Annotated in this window: 24 protein-coding genes, 1 other RNA gene and 1 pseudogene; 22 read left to right on the plus strand and 4 right to left on the minus strand. The window is 37.7% G+C overall.

Annotated features, from left to right (window positions below):
* Nucleotides 1-37: 37 nt before the first annotated feature.
* Nucleotides 38-778, minus strand: coding sequence for a Maf family nucleotide pyrophosphatase (locus GQO39_RS04100; RefSeq protein ID WP_156851060.1), 741 nt, complete (start codon nucleotides 776-778; stop codon nucleotides 38-40).
* Between the two features lie 191 nt (nucleotides 779-969).
* Entirely contained in the window at nucleotides 970-1,188 is a 219-nt protein-coding gene (gene infA / locus GQO39_RS04105) for a translation initiation factor IF-1 (RefSeq protein ID WP_004857577.1), read from the minus strand.
* 696 nt (nucleotides 1,189-1,884) lie between these two features.
* Here infA and GQO39_RS04110 point away from each other — a divergent pair.
* Entirely contained in the window at nucleotides 1,885-2,169 is a 285-nt protein-coding gene (locus GQO39_RS04110) for a hypothetical protein (protein ID WP_156851061.1), read from the plus strand.
* A gap of 415 nt (nucleotides 2,170-2,584) precedes the next feature.
* Here the strand turns inward: GQO39_RS04110 and GQO39_RS04115 are convergent, their stop codons facing one another.
* Both GQO39_RS04115 and GQO39_RS09135 read right to left on the minus strand, forming a co-directional pair.
* Nucleotides 2,585-3,166 carry a disulfide bond formation protein B gene (locus GQO39_RS04115; protein ID WP_156851062.1) on the minus strand — a complete coding sequence of 194 codons (582 nt, stop codon included), beginning with the start codon at nucleotides 3,164-3,166 and terminating at the stop codon, nucleotides 2,585-2,587.
* 10 nt (nucleotides 3,167-3,176) lie between these two features.
* The gene (locus tag GQO39_RS09135) at nucleotides 3,177-3,329 is read right to left on the minus strand and encodes a DUF5993 family protein (protein ID WP_246668516.1); all 153 of its coding nucleotides are present in this window, start codon (nucleotides 3,327-3,329) and stop codon (nucleotides 3,177-3,179) included.
* A 1,525-nt stretch (nucleotides 3,330-4,854) separates the two neighbouring features.
* On the opposite strand from GQO39_RS09135, the gene GQO39_RS04120 reads away from it, so the two are divergent.
* The 21 genes and pseudogenes from GQO39_RS04120 to GQO39_RS04215 all read left to right on the plus strand — a co-directional run.
* Nucleotides 4,855-5,055, plus strand: coding sequence for a hypothetical protein (locus GQO39_RS04120; protein WP_156851063.1), 201 nt, complete (start codon nucleotides 4,855-4,857; stop codon nucleotides 5,053-5,055).
* Complete coding sequence (locus tag GQO39_RS08805; protein WP_198039409.1) at nucleotides 5,045-5,902, plus strand: tRNA lysidine(34) synthetase; 858 nt, start codon at nucleotides 5,045-5,047, stop codon at nucleotides 5,900-5,902. Before GQO39_RS04120 ends, GQO39_RS08805 begins: the two co-directional genes overlap by 11 nt.
* Nucleotides 5,892-7,115, plus strand: a complete 1,224-nt coding sequence (locus tag GQO39_RS04130; RefSeq protein ID WP_156851064.1) for an MFS transporter — start codon at nucleotides 5,892-5,894, stop codon at nucleotides 7,113-7,115. The genes GQO39_RS08805 and GQO39_RS04130 overlap by 11 nt, the downstream gene beginning before the upstream one ends.
* Before the next feature lie 294 nt (nucleotides 7,116-7,409).
* Nucleotides 7,410-7,868: an AAA family ATPase gene (locus GQO39_RS04135; protein WP_156851065.1), complete on the plus strand. Its 459-nt coding sequence runs from the start codon at nucleotides 7,410-7,412 to the stop codon at nucleotides 7,866-7,868.
* Nucleotides 7,869-8,305: 437 nt separating this feature from the next.
* Nucleotides 8,306-8,398 (plus strand): hypothetical protein, encoded by a 93-nt coding sequence (locus GQO39_RS09140; protein ID WP_246668518.1) that lies wholly within the window; start codon nucleotides 8,306-8,308, stop codon nucleotides 8,396-8,398.
* Between the two features lie 25 nt (nucleotides 8,399-8,423).
* Nucleotides 8,424-9,014 (plus strand): disulfide bond formation protein B, encoded by a 591-nt coding sequence (locus tag GQO39_RS04140; RefSeq protein WP_156851066.1) that lies wholly within the window; start codon nucleotides 8,424-8,426, stop codon nucleotides 9,012-9,014.
* Nucleotides 9,015-9,463: 449 nt separating this feature from the next.
* Entirely contained in the window at nucleotides 9,464-10,240 is a 777-nt protein-coding gene (locus GQO39_RS04145; protein WP_156851067.1) for a class I SAM-dependent methyltransferase, read from the plus strand.
* Between the two features lie 880 nt (nucleotides 10,241-11,120).
* Nucleotides 11,121-11,267 carry a helix-turn-helix domain-containing protein gene (locus tag GQO39_RS09490; RefSeq protein ID WP_439647146.1) on the plus strand — a complete coding sequence of 49 codons (147 nt, stop codon included), beginning with the start codon at nucleotides 11,121-11,123 and terminating at the stop codon, nucleotides 11,265-11,267.
* Nucleotides 11,268-11,970: 703 nt separating this feature from the next.
* The gene (gene purE, locus GQO39_RS04155) at nucleotides 11,971-12,468 is read left to right on the plus strand and encodes a 5-(carboxyamino)imidazole ribonucleotide mutase (RefSeq protein ID WP_156851068.1); all 498 of its coding nucleotides are present in this window, start codon (nucleotides 11,971-11,973) and stop codon (nucleotides 12,466-12,468) included.
* A gap of 52 nt (nucleotides 12,469-12,520) precedes the next feature.
* Nucleotides 12,521-13,630, plus strand: a complete 1,110-nt coding sequence (locus GQO39_RS04160) for a 5-(carboxyamino)imidazole ribonucleotide synthase (RefSeq protein WP_439647147.1) — start codon at nucleotides 12,521-12,523, stop codon at nucleotides 13,628-13,630.
* Between the two features lie 982 nt (nucleotides 13,631-14,612).
* Complete coding sequence (gene ykgO / locus GQO39_RS04165; RefSeq protein WP_040296424.1) at nucleotides 14,613-14,738, plus strand: type B 50S ribosomal protein L36; 126 nt, start codon at nucleotides 14,613-14,615, stop codon at nucleotides 14,736-14,738.
* Nucleotides 14,739-14,890: 152 nt separating this feature from the next.
* A complete protein-coding gene (locus GQO39_RS04170; protein WP_156851077.1) occupies nucleotides 14,891-15,688 on the plus strand; it encodes a tetratricopeptide repeat protein in 798 nt (265 codons plus the stop codon).
* Between the two features lie 16 nt (nucleotides 15,689-15,704).
* A pseudogene (locus GQO39_RS09145) lies at nucleotides 15,705-15,996 on the plus strand (hypothetical protein); the annotation flags it as partial.
* Between the two features lie 165 nt (nucleotides 15,997-16,161).
* Nucleotides 16,162-16,321, plus strand: a non-coding RNA gene (ssrS, locus tag GQO39_RS04180) — 6S RNA.
* A gap of 114 nt (nucleotides 16,322-16,435) precedes the next feature.
* The gene (locus tag GQO39_RS04185; RefSeq protein WP_156851070.1) at nucleotides 16,436-16,645 is read left to right on the plus strand and encodes a hypothetical protein; all 210 of its coding nucleotides are present in this window, start codon (nucleotides 16,436-16,438) and stop codon (nucleotides 16,643-16,645) included.
* A 616-nt stretch (nucleotides 16,646-17,261) separates the two neighbouring features.
* A complete protein-coding gene (locus GQO39_RS04190) occupies nucleotides 17,262-17,870 on the plus strand; it encodes a 5-formyltetrahydrofolate cyclo-ligase (protein WP_156851071.1) in 609 nt (202 codons plus the stop codon).
* A gap of 3 nt (nucleotides 17,871-17,873) precedes the next feature.
* Nucleotides 17,874-18,710: a TIGR00282 family metallophosphoesterase gene (locus GQO39_RS04195; RefSeq protein ID WP_156851072.1), complete on the plus strand. Its 837-nt coding sequence runs from the start codon at nucleotides 17,874-17,876 to the stop codon at nucleotides 18,708-18,710.
* A 290-nt stretch (nucleotides 18,711-19,000) separates the two neighbouring features.
* Entirely contained in the window at nucleotides 19,001-20,206 is a 1,206-nt protein-coding gene (locus GQO39_RS04200; RefSeq protein ID WP_156851073.1) for a multidrug effflux MFS transporter, read from the plus strand.
* An 18-nt stretch (nucleotides 20,207-20,224) separates the two neighbouring features.
* Nucleotides 20,225-20,923, plus strand: coding sequence for a hydroxymethylglutaryl-CoA lyase-like TIM-barrel protein (locus GQO39_RS04205; protein WP_156851074.1), 699 nt, complete (start codon nucleotides 20,225-20,227; stop codon nucleotides 20,921-20,923).
* A gap of 251 nt (nucleotides 20,924-21,174) precedes the next feature.
* Nucleotides 21,175-21,888: an alpha/beta hydrolase family protein gene (locus GQO39_RS04210; protein WP_156851075.1), complete on the plus strand. Its 714-nt coding sequence runs from the start codon at nucleotides 21,175-21,177 to the stop codon at nucleotides 21,886-21,888.
* Nucleotides 21,885-22,512, plus strand: a 628-nt coding sequence (locus GQO39_RS04215) for an isocitrate/isopropylmalate family dehydrogenase (RefSeq protein WP_246668517.1), incomplete at its 3' end; no start/stop codon positions are given. The genes GQO39_RS04210 and GQO39_RS04215, both read left to right, overlap by 4 nt.

A 22,512-nucleotide genomic window follows, 5' to 3' on the forward strand; every position in this document is an offset into this window, starting at 1 on the left:
ATACTTTTCCATTGGTTGTACCTAAATTTAAGTTTCTCTAGTCCATTTTTCCATTCCAAGTAGAAAGAAGTGGATAGCGATAAGCTATCAGAAGATCCATTGTTTCAGCCAACGGCAAGCCAACCACATTGGAATAAGAGCCAGCGATATGAACCACAAAAGCACCCGCTTTCCCTTGAATAGCATAGCCACCGGCTTTTCCTTCCCATTCACCAGAAGCAAGATAAGCCCTCATCACAGGAGCAGCCAACCGTTTAAACCGGACGCGACTTTCAACCAATTTTACGGTTATTTTCCCACGTTCATTCAGCGCACAAACAGCACCATAGACGTTGTGAGAGCGTCCAGAAAGAAAGCGTAAACATTCATATGCCTCGTCTTCACTCTCTGGTTTAGGCAAAATAGTCTGCCCAACACCAACTACAGTATCAGCAGCTAAAATGATCATTTTTTGCGTCAACAAAGCTTCTTGTTGGCTTCTCTTTTCTAAAGAATGCTTTTTATTTTTCTGAGCCAATGACACCTTTTCACTCTTTTTGTTATACCCCAAGAGAGTTTCTTGTGCTTTAAGGGCTTTTTCTTTTGCCAACCGTTTTACAAGAAAAGCAGGATGTTCCCTTAATTTTGGTGTTTCATCAATATTGGTTACACAAAGATTATGTGGAACAACACCCATTTGCCCCAACAGCATCAAACGACGTGGTGAAGAAGAAGCAAGCACCAATTGGATTTCTCCAGAAAGAGGTTTCCTTAAGTAGGTCCTGTCTATATCTTTCATTATTCTCCCCTCAGAGTAATTGTAGGCTCTCATCTACTTGGTTTTGGAATCATTAATTTTGTTTCATAAGCTGCAAAAATTTTTATACACTGATCACACAAATTCATTAAATCGTTTTACTCCTTGGGAAGCCATAAAAACATTTTAGAAAACGCTAAGAATTTTCACAGAAAACAAAAATCACCCATAAGCTATTTATAGCGGTATGTAATGCGTCCTTTTGTCAAATCATAAGGGGTCATCTCAACCATAATTTTATCACCCGCTAACACACGAATACGGTTTTTGCGCATTCTTCCAGCGGTATGAGCAATAATCTCATGATCATTTTCTAATTTTACGCGAAACATCGCATTAGGGAGAAGTTCAGTTACGATACCAGAAAATTCCAAGACTTCTTCTTTTGACATAAACAATAATTTCCTTTACAGTGCACATAATTTTTGTAAATTGTGGGTTATTTTCAGCGTTCATAGCCCATTTTGTTGGTTTTGTGAACAAAATTCAACAAAAGGGGAGGTTTTTCTTCTTGCGTCTGTTTCCTGACACCCTCAAAAAGCTATAGCCTTAGAGGTTTTATCTCCAGAAATTTTAGCCAATTTGTTAACATAGCCTTTTAAACAGGTTTATTAAGAGATTACTTGTCCATTTTTCGACACCCTTTCTCGGCTCATCTTTTAACCATGCGTTCAACTCCCTCCCAAGCGACTTATTATCTGGCTCTTCGTTCCCTCACCCCATTCTTTGCTATCATTATTACTTCTTTCACGACCTCCCCTGAAAACCCCTTCTCTTTGAGTGTTAGCATTTACAAAATCATGTCTTCCCCTTTGCTTTTTAATTTTACAGATTTAAGTTTTTACGCTTTTATACTTTTACAGATTTAAGCATTTAAAGAAAATAGTAAATCTATGAAAATGTATTGCACGACTTTGCGTCATACCATCCTCCACCAGCATAGCGAAACGGCATTGTGAGCAAGCAGAAAGCAGTCATACAAGAATATGAAATACACCACTACCACATAATCATTGCCACCGTATTTTATATATTTAAAAGGTACCTGTATTTGGTAAAATGACTCATATATGGTGTTTTTTGACAATATGGAAAACGCACAAGTCAATGGGGATTACTCATTTACCTACCGCGTTTCTGCGATACGAACCACCGCAAAAATGTTTGTTACTCTCACAAAACAAAGGCTAAAAAAATTAAATACAAAAATGGGAAAGAACACGTTAGCGCATAATCTTACCAATTTTAAAAACTATTTTGCCCAGCCTATGCAAATGAAACATAAAAGAAACAAAGAACAACACACAACAAAAAAAGAGGTCCACTCATTACAAATGAACCTCTGCGAAAATTACTCAATAACAATTTTCTAAATTCAAAACCCACCACTCCAGAAGTATTATAAACCTCAGAAGTATCCAAATGAATATTAACGAGAGCTTCGACTAACATAAAATAAAAAAGCAACAAGAGAAAAATATACAACTCAAAAAAATTTTCCTCTCAAAATCAGAAATTTTAATCGTTAAAATCAAAGAATTTTCCATATAAGATTGTCATTTAATTTTTAGCATATAAAAGCTCTCAGCTCTCTGCGAATACTCTTCGCAAAATATATGGAGGAATCAATCGAGCCTGCCGCTAAAAGCGCACTCATACACAAAAGGCAAAAATCTCATTTAAATTATTTCCAAAAGCTTTTGCAAAAAAGAAGCAGCATTCATAACATTGCTGCCTCTCTTTTTTTCACCGTTAAGATTTTCATACGTGGAAATTTATGAAAAAACTTTAAGATAAGGAAGGAAACCAATTTGCCAACAACTCATATCTCACGGGATCATCAGCACACTGCCCACCGCCACATTCAAGGATAGTAGAAATTAAGTTTGCTGCAATCAAAAATACGAATAAGAAACTCGCCATTTTACCTAACATAGGAAAAGGAGAAAATGTTTTAAATTTGTGCGCCAATTCGCCTAAAATCATGAATAAAGAAACAGCAAAAATACAAAGAACTGAAATAATGAAAGCCCAAGTATAAAAATGCAATCCAAAGAACGTTGAGCCATATCCAAGATCATCTGGTGTGATATGCAAAAACACTTGCCGAGCAGCAACGATACTGGTCACCATGCAACCAAGAATAACCATACCATAATGGGTATATTTCACCTTATGGTGAATATTGAGTAAAAATCCACAACCAGCAAGTATCAAACCAACACGTTGCAGAAGACAGAGGGGACAAGGCAACTCAAACCTTACCAATTGATAATAAAATGCCACCACCAAGACAATGGATAATCCAACAAGTCCTAGCGTATTCATAAAAATGACAAAATGAAGGTTTTTTTGTTCAACGTTTTCCATGGCTATTCTCTCAAAAAGATAAGTTTAAAGTAGAAGTTGCGTGGTGATTAAAAGTAAGTAGAATAACAACGAATAAAACAGCCCATAGAATATAACTTACGTTTTTTTTGCCATACATAATTGTTATTGCTGTACCTAAAGCGATTAAAAATGGAAAAAACATAGCTTGAAAATCTCCTTTCTTATTATGATGTGTAACATATTACAAAATTGGGCAAAAAAGAGACTATAGATTTCCTATTCACAATTGCCCCTTCACTTTTATTGTCTTTAAATTTATTGTCTTTAAACAACGATAGAGAAAACAATAAGAAACATAGAGCACTAAAAATAAATATAAAGCACTTACCTGCGCACTTCCCTTATCCCTACAAGAAAGCATATTCCCCTTACCAATGTCCTCTCATGATGGAAAAGCAAGCATCACTTGCTCAATATTGAGATTTTACCTCTCTCTTTTTACGAAAAAATACTTTGTATTTTTCATCTCAGTTCTGCTGCCCAAATATCTTATTTATTACCAACAATGCTTCAAATGACGACATTCCTTGTATGTCACGAGGATTTCCTCTTTTAGCCAACAAAAATGAAAAGCACTTCTAAAAATCTTACAACAAGCCATCCTCTCCAAAACTCCACCTTCCCCCTCTTCTACGACGATTTTTTAACAAATGGCCATTAACACTGGTACCTTCTTGCGTTACGTGAACCACATCTCAGCAACAGCTATGCATGGTTTCAAAAAAGGAACAGAATCGCTAGAATAAGCTCTATATTGAAGAGCCTTTTTCAACAAACACCTTAACGATAGACACATCTGAAAGACAAACCTCTTTGACTTCCTCCCCCACCCTAAAGAACGAAGCTTCCCACGCACGCGGGTCTGTAAAAAGTCCAGCTTCTCTCGGCGAGTTCCACTTGCTACCCACGCATGTGGTTCACTTCATAGGCTCTATAGGCAAACCCTACCCTAAATACTTACCACACACTCTAAAACGCGTATGTGAAGTTTTACATGCCTTATATCACCGCCCTAAACAACAGTGTTTTACAGCAAATCATGATAAAAACCAACAAATCGACAAATATTAATCGAGATTTTCTTTTGGGTGTATGTGTAGAATAATTGCCCAATTTTTCCCCATGTAATTCCAGTATTTTCTGTCTATCAATACATAAAATAAATATATAAGAGCTCTTATTCTTGGCTTCTCCAAAAGATACGAGATCGACATATTGATGAATTAAAATGTTTATACGTTGAGATTGAAGCTCTGTTTTACAAAAGGAGGACTATTATAACACAGGCAAATTTAGCTATTAATCCATTATTACAAGCAAATGAAGAAAGTGTACTAAATGTAGAAAAAGTAGCACTAGAATTTTTAATAAAAATGGCTGAAGCTCAGATGAGGTTAGAAAGCGAAGATAAAATTTGTGTCATAAGCTCTTCAGTTTTTTCTGGTTAATTGATTTATTCTACCGACATCATTAGGGTTGCCTCTAATGAGGTCGTATATCATTGGGGGAGAAAGATGATTGTTTTTCGGGTTGTAACAGCACATGGGGTTCGTAATTTATTTTGCCCATCAGAAGAGTTATTAGTTGAATAAGTTTTAAAAATACATGACATTCCGTATAATGCAGTGTGTGTATATAAAATTTTTCAGGATAGCAGTGTTGAGGTAGTGTCTTTTCTTGGAAAAACTGTACAGCAGTTACTAGAAAATCTAGGAGAAGAAGAGCTTATTTTTAGAACAGATAGAAATATTGATTATAACAGTTTATTAGACAGAAAGAGGAATATTTATTCTAAAGTCAATGATAAAATTGTGGCAGAATACATTTTTGATAATCATAAAGGAAAAAACAAAGAACATGTTTTTTAGTAAAGAAGAATGTCGTTCCTTTGTCTCATTAGAAGTTCGCAAATTCAGAGATAACTTTTTTAGTTTTTATAGTGGTGAGAAAGTAATTGTCGGAGTCAGCGGGGGCGGAGACTCTAATACATTATTACAAAGTTTAATAGAAGTTGGAATACCTAAAGATTCTTTAGTTCCTGTAATGATGTTAGGAATACCAGATTGGGATACAGGAGTTTCAAGAGCTCAAAAACTTTGTACTGATATTGGTTTAGAATTGCACCTTGTTCATTCAAATGAAGTTGGCCAATTATTAGGTACCGCAGAGACAGATTGGGTGGAAAATTTCAGAAAAGCTTATCCAGAATCTGACTTAAAGGTCATTGGAACTTTAGCAGTTCGGCTAGCTTTATCTCATGTTGCTCGAAAATTTAAAACCAATCTTGTTGTGACTGGACTTAATTTAGAAGATCTGCTTGTCGAAAGTTTTTATAATATCATGAGAGGTAAAAATATTTTACCCTTTCCTGTGCGTGAAGTAGATGCTATTCGTATTTGTTATCCATTATATCGTTGTCCAAAACGTATTTTAGATGGTTGTTACCCGAAATATGCTTTAGAAAATTATTTAGCAAGAGATCGTAGCCATATGTATTGGAGAGCAGTTTCTTATTATTTGTCTCAATCTATGAGCACAATATTGCCTAGTATAGAATTCATGCTAATAGATGGCTTGCAAAAAATGAGTACCCGTAATGCATTTGAATGCAAATTTTATGAAAAACTAGGATTTAGTGCCGAACCACATTTAACAACAGAAGAAATTACAAAATGGCTTAACGCTTTATCTGGAAATAAGAAAAGTGTTGCGTAATTCTGTTTTTCTTATGATTTTGATTGGATGTTTAACAAGTTTTTGTGCTGGTAGTATATTATCTATTGGCCTTTCTTTATTACAATTGCAAGATACAACAGGAGAAGCATCTGCTACTCTAAATGTTGTTAATTTAATTGCAATTGGAATTGCAGGCTTATGTTTGGGAAACGTGTTGTCGCGCTACCAAGGCTTTATAATTGGATTTTATAGTCAAATTATTTGTGCTGCCTTGCTATCTTCCTTATTATTTATAAACAACTCAGTACTTATTTTATTTGTGTTTTTTTTACTTGCTTTATTGATGGGAGCTGATAACCCAAATAATAACACTGCTTTAAATCAATTAATTTCAGACCAAAAGCAAAAAGCTAGTATTTTTGCATTTTATACGAGTTGCTGTCAGTTTTTTATTATTGTGTCTCCATTGCTTATATATTTTATAATTGCGCATTTGGGGCACAAAATAGCTATAGCCTTTATTGTGTTTATTTATCTTTTAAACGCCGGTTTATGGTTTCATATAAATTCTATACAAAAAATAAATAGGATAAAAGAACCATCAAAAAAGCCAATTCAAAGATCTTATGGTGTTGGTTTTAAATGTCTTTGGCAAATTTCTGCTTTGCGGTTTTTGACGATTAATCGTATCTTGAATAATTTTCTCTATACAGGCGCTATCGTTTTATTGCCACTTGTTCTTGCATCGATAACATCAGATAATATAAAATTTACAGCCATTCAAAATTCTGTTTTTGCTTTGTCAGCACTGGGTTTTGTAATCAATGGCTTCGTTTCATCCTATTATTTACGGAAATTTCCGTCTTTGATTCGTTTTTTCGTATGGGGTGCAACAGCTTTTGCAATAAGCGCAATCTTTGCTGTTTTATATTTAGATTTTACCCAATATTCTCTCTATATTATGGGTTTTTTATTAGGAATTGGGCAATTTTATTTTAGGGTGTCGGGAATAACAATTGGTCAAGCTGTCACACCTAGTGACAATTTGGCTGAGGTAATTTTGGTAGGCGATGCCAGCGTGCGCATTATAACAGCTTTATTTTCTATTGTGCTTTTATATGCAGCAAACTTTTTTTCATTTTCTGTATTATACGGCCTGTGTATATCCATAGGTTTTTGCGCGCCTTTATTTATTTTACAGGGGCTATCCATTTACTTAAAAGGCTTAGTAACCAAAAAGAGCGTTGCATAAACGATATTAAATTACTACGTCAGTTTTTCTCTAATCATGGTATAGATAAAAAGTTTGTACAAATACTAATAACATTAATTTTGAATGAGCACATTGCGTGGGAAAAGCCGAGGTGACTGTTAATATCAGGTATCTCTGGTATAGGTAAAACGCATTTAGCCCATTTAATCAACGAAATCACAAATAGAACTATGGTAACCATTGATTCCAAAACTCTATCAAAAGTTGGTTATAGTGGTAAAGATCCTTCAACGATGTTTGAAGGGATATTGCGCGCTACATCAGGTAATCTGAGTGGGGCCGAAAGGGGGTATTATCCATTTAGATGAATTCGATAAATTAGCTACTCATACAGATCGAGAAAAAAACATTAATGGCATTGGAATACAGCAATCGCTGTTGAAGCCTTTAGATAGTTTTACTTTAAATTTTACAGTTCAAGACATATCAAGATTACGTCCTGTTACTTCAGTCAATTTGAAAACAGATAATCTAATATTCATTTTTACTGGAAGTTTTAATGGCACAGCGATATCTTCTCCAGAAGATTTAATTAAAGCTAATTTTTTGCCAGAATCAGCTTATCGTATAGCTTTTTATTTACATTTAGAAGAGTCAAATTATAATGAATTGTTAGCAAATATTCATTCAGAAGGGTTATTGGAAAAAGCAACAACTTTTGCAGCTAAATACGGCTTGAATATTTCCTTTAAAGATAATTTCGAAAAAAATGAGCACAATTTGCTTGGCTAAAAAGGCAGGGGAACAGCCATAATATTGCACGATTGCTGCAATTTGAACAAACTTTTTGCAAAAAAAGGTTATTTTAGTGATAAAAATAAGAACGCCTTATTCTGAATAAGAGAAATAAAATCTCAGTATTAAACCAATAATACTTGCTTTACCGTTCAAGCCATTCTTTCATGATAAGCAAAAGAAATACACTCTTTTGCTTGATGAAAAAGCTAGCATACAGCTAAACACAACAGTCAAATACCTTTATTAAAATCCTCTTTTCGGGAGCTTTATACTTCACAGTTTTTCTATAGTCATAAAAATAATGATTGTGTATAAATTAAGCTATAGCTTTTTTTTAAACATATTTCAAAATACCTTGAGTATCAGTAAGAAAGGAGATTTTAGCAATGTTTGTTCCGTTTTTAACTGCTCTAGGTACAGCGATAATGACTATGTACAGCAAAAAAAACATAAGTTATTTATGCTGGACAATTCTGTTCATTATCACCCTTTTGATTTCTTATCATCATGTAATTTTACTTTAAACATGTCTTTTTAAAGGGAATAATCATGGATCTTGTCGAACAAAATAAGCATCGTTTTGCCATATTTATGAATATATTAGGGCTTATTGGGTTATGCGTTGTCTTGTTGTCGGCTTTCTATTATCAGCTGACAAAACCTGTATCATCTGGGGTACCATGCCCTCTTTGCCTTCTTCAACGCCTTGGTTTTATAATTGCTGGTTGTGGTTTTTTATTTAATATTTTCCATAAAGTGAAAAACATCCATTATGGCATGGTTGTTCTTGGTTGCACGGTAACTTGTTTTTCTGCCGCCAAGCAGATCATTTTACAGATCACGCTCGGTAACCTTGGAGATGGTCCAACGCTCTTTGGAATGCGTCTTTATATCTGGGCATTTATGATTGCAATTCTTTATATTGTTATGGTTTCCTTCATCATTATTTTAACTGAATTGGCGCAAAAATTTAAAATGTTTGCTCTTTTTCCGCTGTTTAGCAAAATAACAAGTTTCCTCTTTGTGTTTTTAATTGCGGCAAACTTGCTTACTGCTCTACTTGAATGTGGAACTAGTCAGTGCACCGGCAATCCCATAAAATATGGGATGTTCTCCAATAGGGTTTCTTTTTCGTTTTAAAGGCTTTTGCCATAGACTTTCGATCTGTGCGACTTCTCTGAAACGGAAAAAACCTCATTTGTGGAGAATATGAAGTTTGATGGGCAAAAGCCAATGCCCATCTTTGCCATCACTCTTTGACTTCGGCTTTACGTCATATAGAGCCCCTAGAGCCCCTTTTGACATCGCAAGAAAATTCACCTCCAGAGACCTTCTCAGCAAAAATCATGCAACATGGAATCTTAGCTTAACTGCGATTGCGCTGTAAAACGCACCATTTGAAGAAGGGGGAGATGCCGGCTCACCATCTAAGCATCCATTTTATAGAAGAAAAGAGTGAAGGCATCAAAGGGCAGTTTCATTCATCCCTCCTCCAGAATTTATGCTTAACGTACTAGCCAAGAGCTCCTTAATCTAGCCAAGAGCTCCTTAATCATGTATGTCAGCTGTTGTAAAGAGAATCATACCCTATGATAAAAAGCGTTCAATCGCAAAGTGAAAAATTTGACGGTTTGGCTGATGATTATGATCGCTATCGTCCGCGCTATCCCCTGACCTTATTTAAAACCATGCTCCTTCCTTTTAAGGACAAAAAGCATTTATCTATCGTAGATGTGGGGGCTGGGACAGGTATCGCATTAGAAGGGATTATCAAACTTCTAGGCAACGAACACCAATATCATGCTATCGATATATCGACAGACATGATAAAGCAGGGGCGAAGAAAGTTTCCTACTATACAGTGGCATCAAGGCCGAGCAGAAAGCCTCTTATACCAAATCGATAAGGTCGATCTTGTCGTTGCAGCGCAAGCATTTCAGTGGATGGACCGTCCCAAATTGCTTTGCGCTGTCTTAAACCGACTCCGAGCCTGCGGTGTAATGGCGGTCATTCAAAACAATCGCGATTTTAAGCATAGCAAATTTCTTGCCGCTTATGAAACATTGCTAGAGGAGATGTCTCCTCACTATTCCCGTTATTATCGTAATTTTGATTTTGTGCAGGAAATGAGCGATGGCTTTGGAGTGAAACCAGAAAAGATTGCTTTACATACGCACAATTGGACAATGACAATCCCTTCCGAAGCCTTTATTGGGATGAGTCGCTCCTCAACCCAAGCGCAACGCGCCATTGCGAGCCACAGGGAGGAATATTTGCGACAATTGAGTACATTGATAAAACAATACGAAGTGCAAGGAAATTTAGAACTTTTGTATCGAAGTGAACTCTACATATATACAAAATAATCTTGCATATATGGTTTCCTTTGCTACCTTTCGGCGCACAAAAACAAGCGATGTGCAGAAAATTCACGCTATTATTAAGCTATCAAAACGCGAACTTGAAAAACATTTAAACAGCTTTTCTCTCCCAGTCTCAAACGAACACCTCGTTGCATTTGATCTTCACTGTCTACTTGGCGAATGAAAACCCTCAACAGGAAGCATATTATCTATGTCATAGCATTTGAAGAAGAGCATTTCTTTGATCTCTTGCTATATAATAATTGATTCTAATTACCGACAGATTGGGCTAGGAAAAGCGTCCATGATATCCAAAGCCCGCAAACATCAAATTGAAAGCATTAAAATTGTTTTACGCGAAACCCTTGCATATAGGCTCCCTTAACCAATCACGGCTTGTTTTGTACTTCTCACAAGAGGATTTTTTGACTCTGAGAACCAAGACTTGTTAGTCCTCTCAATAAACGCGGGGACTGATGTCATAATTTGGGAGAGCGATTATTAAAAATTTGACAGACATCCCGCCTCTCATAAAAAAACAAACAAAGGCTATTTGAATCCTTATTACCAACCTTCTGAAATTATCTTATTCGCAAGCAAGTGGTTCTAGTCGTATACGCAACGATTAACAGAAGGCTGAAAGCCTGAAACCTAAACATAAAATGAGCCCACTCTGTAGGCATCTCCGAATTCCGAGAGTCTTTGCTATATTCAGGCGTGATAAGCACTAAAAGCAAAAAGCTGATTTGAGTTCAGTACTTTCAGACTCTCGGAATACTGATGCGCGGGTGCTCGCACCCCACGGGGGGTGAGGTGCCAGCTAAAAATCCACATTTTAATGACATTTCTGTGAGATAAAATTCATTTTAGGCAAGAGTTGAAAATGTCTCAAAAACAATTAGGTCACCATTTAAGCGTAACCTTGCAACAAATCCAAAAGTATAAAAAAGGAACAAATCGTGTAAACGCAGGGCGCTTAGAAGAAATTGCCTCTATATACTGGATGTCCCACTTACTTTTTTTACTCTGATCTTTCAACAAAAGAAAATATCTCGTATCACTGTGATGAGGGAGTATCAAGCAAAGAGGAATACTTGCTTTTGAAAAATTTTAGAGAACTAAAACCTAGAAAATAAAAGGCAATTTTGTGCTTAATTTCTCATGAGCATAAAATTTTTTAAATATTCTCTTGCTAAATAATAAAATATTATATAGGTTCCATTTTAGGGAAGGGGGTGATTTCCCCGCAGAAATATCCCAATGTAGCCTCCTTCTCCCTATTTTAAAAATCATAGAAAATTTCGTCCCTTTCCTTTGTTTGCCAAAGAATAATCTGTTTGTGCTAAGCACATTTAGGGAAAATTTTTGACATCTTAAAATCTTAAAAAATCTCATTTAATTCCGATTTAAATAAGAGCTTTTTTTCATCATCTGATTCTTATTGGTTATTTTTTGCCATGTGTAGATTGTTCAATGTGTAGATTGTGCAATTTTTTTCAAACGCTTCAATCATGAATCAAGAAGCAACCCGCTTAAAAAGAAAAAACCATCATCATTCCCTCACGCATCTGTAAAAACTCTGTTTGTGAAAACTATATTCCCTCCTATAAAGCGCCCTAAAAAAAACTGTTACCTGTCATCCCTTTCCCAAACATTGGCTTTGCAAAAAAAATGCAAAACTCTTAGAAAAAGAAGGCAAAAGAATCGCATTAAACACTTGAAAAGGATATGGAATGACTAAAAACTCATGTGATGTAGCGATTTTAATGGGCAGCCAATCAGATTGGCAAACAATGCGCCATAGCGCAGATACTTTGGAATGTCTTGGTATTTCTCACATTTCACATATTGTCTCGGCACACAGAACCCCTGAACGTCTTTACCAATTTGCGAAAGGAGCAAAAGCGGCAGGTTTTAAAATTTTAATTGCCGGTGCGGGAGGTGCAGCGCATCTTCCTGGGATGTTAGCAGCACTTACTCCTCTTCCTGTTTTTGGCGTTCCAGTGCATACCCAATCTTTATCTGGTCAAGATTCTTTGCTTTCAATTGTGCAAATGCCAGCAGGAGTACCCGTTGGTACCCTAGCAATTGGCAAGGCGGGTGCTATTAATGCCGCACTTTTAGCGGCAGCAGTTATGGCGGTTTACGATGATAGTCTAGCACAGCGGTTACAAGATTGGCGTCAGCAACAAACAGCCAGTGTCGCGCAAACTCCTATAACAGAGATTTAAAATGATACAATCCTCCCACACATCCAACTTCCCTACTCCCAACATTTCTACCATGTCCCGCATTTCTCCCACATCCACAATGTTACCTCCAGGCAGCACAATTGGTTTAATAGGCGGAGGACAATTGGCACGCATGTTAGCCATAGCGGCAGCGGAACTAGGGTTTCGCACTGTTGTTTTTTGCCCCGAAACGGATTGCCCAGCGGCACAAACAGCAAACGATCATATTGTTTCACCCTATGATGATACTTCAGCATTAGATCATTTTATTTCTCTATGTGATGTTGTAACCTATGAATTTGAAAATCTTTCGCTTGAAACGGTTCAATATATAGAAAAAGCTAAAAATATTTATCCCTCTTCTAAAGCGTTAGAAATTACCCAAGATCGGCTTTTTGAGAAGCAATTTTTGCAGGCTCAAGGCATCCGCACGGCATCATGGCATGCTGTTGACAATATTTCCTCTCTCCTTTCAGGCCTTTCAGCATTAGGCGAACGTGGTCTTTTAAAGACACGCCGTTTTGGCTATGATGGAAAAAACCAGATCATGCTGGATCACCCAGATGAGCAAACGCTTGACGAAGCTTTAAAGAATTTTCAGAAACAGCCCTCGATTTTAGAAGGGATTGTTCCTTTTTTATCGGAAATTTCGGTTCTTTCGGCACGCACGAAGCAAGGAGAACATATTTTTTATGATTGCCCTGAAAACCAGCATAAAAACGGCATTCTTCACAAATCATTTGTTCCATCACGTATTCCGTTTAAGGTGCAAAAGCTTGCACAAGAAATAAGCGTAAGAGTGATGGATGCTCTCAATTATGTTGGTGTTCTTTGCATTGAATTTTTTGTCTTGATAGATGGAGATCTTTTAGTGAATGAATTGGCGCCTCGTGTTCATAACTCTGGTCATTGGACGCAAAAGGCGTGCGTAACTTCACAGTTTGAACAACATATCCGTGCGATTTGCGGACTTCCCCTAGGCAGCACATACCGTCATAGCAATTGTCAAATGATTAATCTCCTTGGAAATAATCTTAGCGATTTCAAATATTTTCTCACACAAGAGCGCACATCGGTGCATTTATATGGCAAAAACTCCGTTCAACCATTACGCAAAATGGGGCATATCATCCAATTAACAGGACCAGCCACAAAATTTTGACAAGAATGCCTCTCTCAACAAAACACTCATTCCCACAGACACATAAATAAAAGAAGGGCTCCTCCCTTAAGCCCCTCTAAGCACACCCCCCAGCAGCTGTCACCTCTTATCCTCAATGCCCTCCCCAAAGGGGGGGGAGAGGGGTTGCAAAACTCCCCCTCCCTTGAGACCTCCTCCCAACGCCCCTTGTTCCCTCAAAAGAATCCAACACCACCTTCAACTCTCCCCACGCACCTTCCCCCTCTCGAAAAAAGAAGGGCTCCTCTCTTAAGCCCCTCTAAGCACACCCCCCAGCAGCTGTCACCTCTTATTGCCCATCTCTTAAGATTATGACCCCAGCTCATAGCAACAGTCTATGTCTATCGATTTCACGATGCATGTTTATTGCATCCCATACCACCTTCTCACAAACTCAACCCATTTCAAGCAATGAGAGCGTACTTTGTCCACCGACCGTTCGATTACAATTTTGTTCACTCATCATCTTCTTACAAATGAGAGACTTTGTAGATTTTCCCATATTCTCTGCTCCTCCCCTTTCATTTAACGCACCAAAGGGAGTTTACTAGAGGGAATGTGTTAAAAAGATACGCACTTGACAAAAAGAAGACTTCTTGTTAAAAATCCTCTAAATTTTTTGCAATTTTTACTTATTCGTTGTGTTAATGAAATGTATTGATGCGTATTTCTATTTTAAAAGTACGTTTCTCTTTTTGTGATCACAGTGGAAAAGTGTATTGCATGATGTCGTGAAGCAAACACAATATTATGACACAATGCGATATGATTATGACACAATGCGATATGATAATACGTGCAATGTCATCATACGAATGTTGTGCGTCATATCAGTGTTAGAGCGTATGGCAGTGTGTAATAGTGTGTAATAGTGTGTAGTTGTGTGTAATAATGTTGAAAAAATTGAAGTTGTGACATTGCATTACAATAAGTCTGTATAAAGTCTGTATAAACGGTGAGTATGATGAAAATTAAAAATTCGCTTAAAGCACTAAGGGATCGCCACCGTAACAATCGTTTGGTGCGCCGTAAAGGTCGTGTTTATATCCTTAATAAAACGAACCCACGTTTTAGAGCGCGTCAAGGTTGATGGTGCATGAGGACTGGTGGTTTTCATGCCTACTTTTTGTAGTCATGAAAACTTTTATCTCTTGAAAGTTTTTTTTGGTTCCAAGTCCATTGCTTGATCACTGTTGTTTGATTGCCATTGTTTGATCGTTTGTGGTATAAGGACTTGTTGTGATGAGGTTTTTTATCTTTCTAAAATCTTTGCGATTACAGAAATTTCTTATTTTCCAACAAAGTTTTTTGTGTCCTTTTGTAGTTTTTTTACTTGCTGTTGTGGAGTGTTTTTGTTTAATTTCTGCTGGGTACGGGCAAAATCCCCCTTCGCTCCCTGAAGATACTTTTTCTCCCCAATTGCTAATGCCGCTGGATGATCTCTTACCCGGCCCTTCTCTTTCAGAACCGGCAATATCTGATTCAGATTCGTCGGCGACCATTCTTGAAGATTTTGAATTAAACGCCTCCAGCCATTCTGATAGAGTTAAACAGCACAAAGAAGCAGAAGTTTTACGTTTACTCAAAGAATTAAAATTTTGTGCGAATGCTGGTGAAGCAAAAAAGATAAGTCAACAGCTTCAACGTTTATGGTCACAATCGGGCAGTGAGACGATTGATCTTTTGATGTCATGGGCTGAAAATGCTATCAATACTGACAATTATGGGACTGCTCTTGATTACATTGATAATGTCCTTGCTCTTTACCCTACTTATGCTGAAGCATGGATAAGACGTGCTTGGGTTCATATTCAACTGAGTGATTTTAAACTTGCCATGCTTGACCTTAACCATGCTCTCGAACTTGAACCGCGCAATTATATAGCATTTTTTGAACTTGGAGTGACCATGGAAGAAACAGAGCGTCCGAAGCTTGCCCTCAAAGCCTATGAGAAAGCACTTGAATATTATCCCCAAATGCAAAGACTCCAAAAACGCATTGAAGTGCTTTTAGACGAACAGACACCCCTACCCCTTTAAACATACCTTTAATGACATTGATAACACCCTTACATTCCACCCCACCTATGCCTCAAGCATAAGTAGGACGTGCCTTCATATTTCACTCGCGGTTAAACGTACCATGGTCGACTACCATACTCTCGAGCTTGAACCGCGCAATTATATGGCATTTTTTGAACCTAGTAATCATAGAAGCAACAGAGCGTCCGAAGCTTGCCCTCAAAGCTTATGAGAAAGCACTTGAATATTATCCCCAAATGCAAAAACTCCAAAAACGCATTGAAGTGCTTTTAGACGAACACCTCAAACTCTTTAAATTTGAATGAGAAAGACCACGCCGCCGCCACCAGACATCATCCCCCCTAAAAACCATCTAGAAAATTACCCAGACACCACCCAGAGAGCGGCAGCAAAAACCACCTCTCCAAAGAGATTGTACTAGAATCATTTTATATCTAGCAGAAGATCTAAAACTGTTTTATAGTAAGAGAGGTGTTCTGCACTTCCCGACAGGAAATAATGCATTCCTGAGACCTTAGTGATCTCCAAGGGAGCTGTCCCTGATGAAGCCCGTGGGCTTTTTCACATGGCGCCCACCTATTTATGTAGGTTCTTGGGATCAACTTTTCCATCGGCTGTTGCGGATCACCTTTTTTGCGTGAATAAAACAAATTATTATTGTCCTTTTTTGCTTAAAGTAAATTGCTCTGCTCTTTAAAGAAATTCGTGCACGCCTTTGACAGTTGAGAGGGAGCATGTAAAGTCTTGTACCAAGAAATTTTCCAAAAGATTTTATTGAAAATATTGCAAATGGATGTGCAAGACGAACAAATGCCTGCTAAGGATATTGTATCAACGACTATAGCTGCTTTTGGGCATAATGTTGTACAAAAAATGCATGGCATGAAGTCCAAAAAACGAATAAAGGCGCATTGCGCTTTTTCTTTAAGAATTGGGCATCTCCTCTTAGCTTAATGAGTTCTCATTATGCATCCTTTACATAAGATTTGCGATGAAAAGATTTTACGGAAAAAATCAATGAGTTTTGTTTAAAAGATCCGAGCTTAATACACCCTTCAATATGGAAAGGGTTATTTAATAAAACGCAACCCTATGTTTGGATCGAGGTGAGTGTTATAAAAACACTGTAGGCACGAGCTATAAAGACATATCTCCTCAATGTCGATATAGGCTGTTTACTTCTATGTAGATTAACAATATAGGTTATAAAACTTGCTTAATATGAAAAAGAAGTTCCTTTGTTTGTAACTTTAATATTATCTATAGAGTTTTAAAATAATATAGGTTTATTAAAATCATTCGGCTTCAATGAGGAGTAAGTTCGGTAAATTGGAACAGTTTAATACCGTAAAAAATGGCTAGAAAAAGCGTGCCTATATTGATAGTCCGGTGGGAAATGATTTAAAAAAGTTATTGTTTTTATAAGTCATTACAATCGCTGTGCCAAAGTACATGCGTTTGTCAAAACACACGCAGCTGCTGATGGTGCTATTCTTTCAAATCCTGTTTATCATGGGCTTTATTTTATTGCACTTTTAGCATTGGTAGAAGGGCAGCAATCTACAGAATAATGACACAAAGTACAAAAACACCACAATCTATTTCATCGCTTCGCGCACAACTCCGCAAGATCGGCTTATCTCATCGTGATGCCCTTTCAGCACAAGAGCGTGCTACCTTTTCGCAGCGCGCCTGTTCCCACCTGATAAAAACCCTTGAAGAAAAGAGAGAAGATTTTTCGCACATGATTTTAGCGGGCTATTGGCCAATCAAATCGGAAATTGATCCCCGTCCTCTATTTGATGCTATAGCGTTACGCGGTGGACGATTAGCACTACCAGCAGTGCTTGATTCAACAACCATGGTTTTTCGTGCATTTTCACAAAACACGGTGTTAGAGCCAATGCGTTTTGGCACATTGGGACCTGGTGTAGAAAATGCCGTTGTTGTACCAAACTTTATCATCGTTCCCCTTTCCGCGTTTGATAACCACTGTCACCGCCTTGGTTATGGGGGCGGGTATTACGATCGTGCTGTTGAAACTCTTGAAAAACAAGGGCACCAGATTAGCTTATTAGGCTTAGGCTTTTCTTGTCAGGAAGTTGAATTCATTCCCCATGCAGAACATGATTTGATCGTACAGGGAATTTTTACAGAAAAGGGTTTCTTAAAACGCTAAAGTATGGTTAAAACGCCTATGCGTTTTTTATTCTTAGGTGACATCGTTGGAACAGCGGGCTGTGAGGCTGTTTTTGAACATCTTCCCCAACTGATAAAAAAATGGCAGCTTGATTTTGTTGTGGTGAACGGTGAAAATGCGTCAAATGGTTTTGGCATCACGCAAGAAACTTATCAAGATCTTCTCATGGTAGGTGTTGACGTTGTAACAACGGGTAACCATGCTTTTGCATGCCAAGACACATTGCGCTATGCTCATGAAAGCGACCGTTTTTTACGTCCAGCCAATTTTCCTAAAGACACTCCCGGCAAGGGCTCCGGTATTTTTACAGCAAAGAATGGAGCACGTGTTCTTGTTGCAAATCTCTTGGGAAGTGCTTTTATGCCGTGCAAGGTAGATGATCCATTTGAAACGGCTGAAAAGATTCTGTGCGCTTGCTCTTTGATGGAACAGGCAGATGCGATTATTTTTGACTTTCACGCAGAAACGACGAGCGAGAAGCAATGTCTTGGACATTTTCTTGATGGTCGTGTGAGTGTGATTGTAGGAACACATACCCACATTCCCACAGCTGACGCACAAATATTAGAGTATGGCAGTGCTTATTTGTCGGATGCGGGAATGTGTGGAGATTATAACTCATCGCTTGGAATGGATAAGGAAGAGCCTTTATACCGTTTTCTTTATAAGAAGAAGCGGGATCGCTATGAACCAGCGCGTGGTCCTGCAACGCTTTGTGGTTTAGCAGTAGAGCTTTCAAACCGCACGGGTTTAGCAGAAAAGGTCTCGGCAGTACGAATTGGACCCCATTTAAAGCCTGAAATTCCAGATTTTTGGTAGCCTTCTTCTCGAGCAACCCCTTTAAGGTCGCTCTCCAATATTCCTTTTTGGGAACTCCTTTTAGCAATACGATTCTTCAAGCCTCTCCGCAAATAAATATAGACCTGCAAATCATTTTCACGAACGGACATCCATTTAAAGATAGAGCAAAAAGTAATTATGATACAGGAAGATACTTATAAAACATACATATTTTCCTGTGGATAACTATAAAGCATTACACAATGTAACTGCACTTATAAGTATGAATCACGTTTATCCTAGTATTTTTAAGTTGGAAGTATTTGTCTGTGTACAATAAGCCTCCATTATTATTCATAATATCTATTGTGTGTTTATCAGTAGGTGGTTTAATTTCTACGGATATTTTTTTACCAGCTCTTGGAGATATGCGCCAATATTATCGGGTTACTGAGTCTGAGATTCAGAGTGCGGTGGCCATTTTTTTACTTGCATTAGCACTTGGACAACTTATTTATGGACCGCTCAGCGATAATTTTGGGCGTAAAAAAACGCTTCTGTTTGGCTTGTTTTTGTGGTTGTTTACCACATTGAGTATAATTTATACCGTGAATATACAAGCTTTTTTCACACTACGCTTTTTACAAGGTCTTGGAGCCTGTTCAGGTATCGTTTTAAGTCGCGCTATTATTAACGATTTAATGGATAAAAAAGCCGCAGGAAAGCTGTATTTAATCATTTTTCCTTTCGTCGGAACATCACCAGCACTTGCGCCATTAATTGGGGGTCTCTTATTACAAGTCTTTAATTGGCAAGCCACTTTTATCTTTTTAAGCTTTTTTATACTTTCGACCATTTTGCTCTGTTATTTTGTACTAACAGAAACGCTCCCCCCTATAAAACGTCAATCTTTCACTCCTGTGGGAGTTATTAAGGGCAGTTTAGGAGTCCTTAGAAATAAACAATTTATTTTTTACGCATTGATTCCGTGTTTTGCATATGCAACCTATTTCGCTTATATTGTAGAATCGCCTTTTTTCCTCACAGCTTTGGGATTATCAACTTTATATATTGGTTACAGTTATATTGGTGTTTCTTTAACTTATGTCTTAGGTAACTTGGTAGCAAGAAGATTTCTTAAGCAAGAATCTATGGAACATACTATCCGACGTGGATATATTATTTTTGTCACAGGAGGTATATTGTTTGGCCTCCAAATGTATGTGAGTCCGTGGCCACTTGTAACAAGTTTAATAACCATTTCTATTCTTACTTTTGGCAATGGTTTTTTGTTGCCATTAGGAACAGCGTTGGCTATCTCATCACATCCACAAGCTGCCGGAGCAGCTTCTGGTGTTATGGGAGCCTTGCAATTAGGGAGTGCTGCATTAAGCGCAGCAATTATTGGAAAAGTGTCTGGACACAATCCATGGAGTGTTGCCATTTTTTTGGCTACATGTTGCGCAGTGGGTTTTATAATTTATATTCGAAAAGCAAACTACTTTATAAACTTTGAAATAAATCAAGTCAAATAACCAGATTGGGGGGGGGATATGCTTAAAAATCTTGATGTCACTTTGCGTGATGGAGGATATCGAAATCAATTTTCTTTTTCACTAGACTACATCATTGAGCATATTAAAAATCTAACAGCAGCTCAAGTTGAATATATTGAAATCGGCTATCGTAAGGGTTCGTTTAAGCCGATGAACAACGTGGGTCAAACGGCTTTGTGCTCTAATGATTATATTCAGCGATTACACAATGCTATTCCGGACGCTAAGCTTGTTATTATTGCACATCCGCATAATATTAACCAGTCGGATATTCGGGAACTAAAAGATTTTGGAGTCACACTTTTACGATTATGTCTCAATAAAAATGATATCGAGTCTACATTTGCACTTTGCAGCTATGCTCGTTCTTTAGGGTTATCGACCAGTATTAATATCACAAGAGTGAGCCAAATAGATGAAAATTATTTACGGAGCATAGCAATAGAAGCGGGCCATTGTGGAGCGAGCATCTTATATCTCGCCGATTCTAATGGTAGCCTGTTACCTGAGAATGTAACGTACTTTGTGCAAAAAATAAAAGATATTTCACCTTTAGAGATTGGTTTTCATGCACACGATAATTTAGATATGGCTATGGCCAATAGCATAACTGCCGTAGAAGCAGGCGCAAGCTTTATTGATAGTTCATTAATGGGGATGAGAAAGGGAGCAGGAAATCTCACTTTAGAGCCATAGTTAGCACTTTTAAATTTGCGTAAAAAGGAAGCGTATTACAATGTAAGTAAAATCTTACAACAAACGGAAAGTCTAAAGAGCCATTCTTTTTTTTCACCTGTGCATCGAAACTCTATCGATTTTCTTTTAGCCTTAAATAATTTGAGTGTTGAATATCAAGCTTTGCTAGAGACTAAAATGTCTTTAGGTATAGAAGAGGTACTCATTACTATCCAGAACTTAAAACAAAAAGCGCAGGGAGTTTAAACAATATGAGCTCACATAGTGTTATTCTTGCGCCTGTAATGCCAGTCTGGGACAAAGGAAACTTTTGCTCTCCCCTTAAAAATCTCTTTTTAGAAAGAGGATTTAAGGTTACGCTATTAGACACGTTATCTCTTTTTTCTAGCAACTCTACAATAGAAGTTATCTCTTCGCTTATAGCAAAATTCAAAGAGCGCTTTCAAGAGCCTTTTGTGCTTGTTGGATTTTCTATGGCTGGGACATTGGTACAAATGTTGGCAGCACAACTTCCAAATGTTCAAGCAGTGCTTGCTGTGAATGCTCCAGGCTATCCAGATAAGACTTTGCAACAACGACTTGGGTCTGTTCTTACCTTATTGGAAAATGGTGATCTGTCGGCAGCTCTAGAAACATTAGACTCTTTCGTGCAACCAATAGGAACAATTGAGAAAAGAGTCTTATTAGAGATTCCTGATGAGCAAAAGAATTTGGCAATTGAACGTATGACGAGAGGATTTAAATTCTTGTTGGGAATGGATGCTAGGGATGAGATTATTAAATACACTGGAAGGTTTTTAGCTTTGGTAGGTGAAAACTCACAACTTGCAACCGTAGATAATCAAACGAGAAGTCATTGTATGCATCATGAATATAAGATTATCACTGGTGCTGGTACGCGTTTGTGGGAGGATAATCCTACTATGACGGATGCAATCATTGATGAATGGATTGGTAGATTATGAAAAAGAAAGTTCTTGTATTACCTGGTGATGGGGTGGGGCTTGAGGTCTGTGATGCTGCGCTGATGGTCTTAGAGCAGTTTCAGTTACCGATCGAATTGTCCTATGGCGATATTGGTTGGGAATGTTGGAAACAGGAAGGAGACCCTGTTCCTCAAGCTACTTGGCAAAAAATCACTGAGAGTGACGCTGTTTTACTTGGAGCTGTGACCAGTAAAGGAAAAGAAGCGGCTTTAAAAGAACTTGCACCGCATTTAAAAGAGAAAAAACTTGCCTATGTTTCTCCTGTCATTCAGCTTCGCCAAAAGTTAGGTTTGTTTGCGAATATACGCCCTATCAGATACATTTTCGGTCCGAGAAAGCCTTTTCAGTTTTGTGTTATCAGAGAAAATAGTGAAGGCCTTTATGCGGGATTAGATTTTCGTGGTATAACTCCTGAAACAGCCGCCTGGTTAAAACACCCCAATTTAGAAAAATATGGTCTTGAGGAGGCTGCGTGGACGGTCCGTTTGCAAACACGCTTTGGTTTAGAGCGGTTATTTGAATACGCTTTTTCTTATGCACGCAAACATGGATTTAAGCGGGTTACTTTTGCTGATAAGCCAAATGTTATGCGGGAAAGTGGAC

The sequence above is a fragment of the Bartonella refiksaydamii genome (genome assembly GCF_902652675.1).
In the GTDB taxonomy this organism is placed as follows: Bacteria; Pseudomonadota; Alphaproteobacteria; order Rhizobiales; family Rhizobiaceae; genus Bartonella; species Bartonella refiksaydamii.

Excerpts from the sequence above, each read along its gene's own strand:
- GQO39_RS04100 (WP_156851060.1), bottom strand. The coding sequence starts at position 778 with ATGAAAGATATAGACAGGACCTACTTAAGGAAACCTCTTTCTGGAGAA.
- infA (WP_004857577.1), bottom strand. The coding sequence starts at position 1,188 with ATGTCAAAAGAAGAAGTCTTGGAATTTTCTGGTATCGTAACTGAACTT.
- GQO39_RS04110 (WP_156851061.1), top strand. The coding sequence starts at position 1,885 with ATGGAAAACGCACAAGTCAATGGGGATTACTCATTTACCTACCGCGTT.
- GQO39_RS04115 (WP_156851062.1), bottom strand. The coding sequence starts at position 3,166 with ATGGAAAACGTTGAACAAAAAAACCTTCATTTTGTCATTTTTATGAAT.
- GQO39_RS09135 (WP_246668516.1), bottom strand. The coding sequence starts at position 3,329 with ATGTTTTTTCCATTTTTAATCGCTTTAGGTACAGCAATAACAATTATG.
- GQO39_RS08805 (WP_198039409.1), top strand. The coding sequence starts at position 5,045 with ATGTTTTTTAGTAAAGAAGAATGTCGTTCCTTTGTCTCATTAGAAGTT.
- GQO39_RS09140 (WP_246668518.1), top strand. The coding sequence starts at position 8,306 with ATGTACAGCAAAAAAAACATAAGTTATTTATGCTGGACAATTCTGTTC.
- GQO39_RS04140 (WP_156851066.1), top strand. The coding sequence starts at position 8,424 with ATGGATCTTGTCGAACAAAATAAGCATCGTTTTGCCATATTTATGAAT.
- GQO39_RS04145 (WP_156851067.1), top strand. The coding sequence starts at position 9,464 with ATGATAAAAAGCGTTCAATCGCAAAGTGAAAAATTTGACGGTTTGGCT.
- GQO39_RS09490 (WP_439647146.1), top strand. The coding sequence starts at position 11,121 with ATGTCTCAAAAACAATTAGGTCACCATTTAAGCGTAACCTTGCAACAA.
- purE (WP_156851068.1), top strand. The coding sequence starts at position 11,971 with ATGACTAAAAACTCATGTGATGTAGCGATTTTAATGGGCAGCCAATCA.
- GQO39_RS04160 (WP_439647147.1), top strand. The coding sequence starts at position 12,521 with ATGTCCCGCATTTCTCCCACATCCACAATGTTACCTCCAGGCAGCACA.
- ykgO (WP_040296424.1), top strand. The coding sequence starts at position 14,613 with ATGAAAATTAAAAATTCGCTTAAAGCACTAAGGGATCGCCACCGTAAC.
- GQO39_RS04170 (WP_156851077.1), top strand. The coding sequence starts at position 14,891 with ATGAGGTTTTTTATCTTTCTAAAATCTTTGCGATTACAGAAATTTCTT.
- GQO39_RS04190 (WP_156851071.1), top strand. The coding sequence starts at position 17,262 with ATGACACAAAGTACAAAAACACCACAATCTATTTCATCGCTTCGCGCA.
- GQO39_RS04195 (WP_156851072.1), top strand. The coding sequence starts at position 17,874 with ATGGTTAAAACGCCTATGCGTTTTTTATTCTTAGGTGACATCGTTGGA.
- GQO39_RS04205 (WP_156851074.1), top strand. The coding sequence starts at position 20,225 with ATGCTTAAAAATCTTGATGTCACTTTGCGTGATGGAGGATATCGAAAT.
- GQO39_RS04210 (WP_156851075.1), top strand. The coding sequence starts at position 21,175 with ATGAGCTCACATAGTGTTATTCTTGCGCCTGTAATGCCAGTCTGGGAC.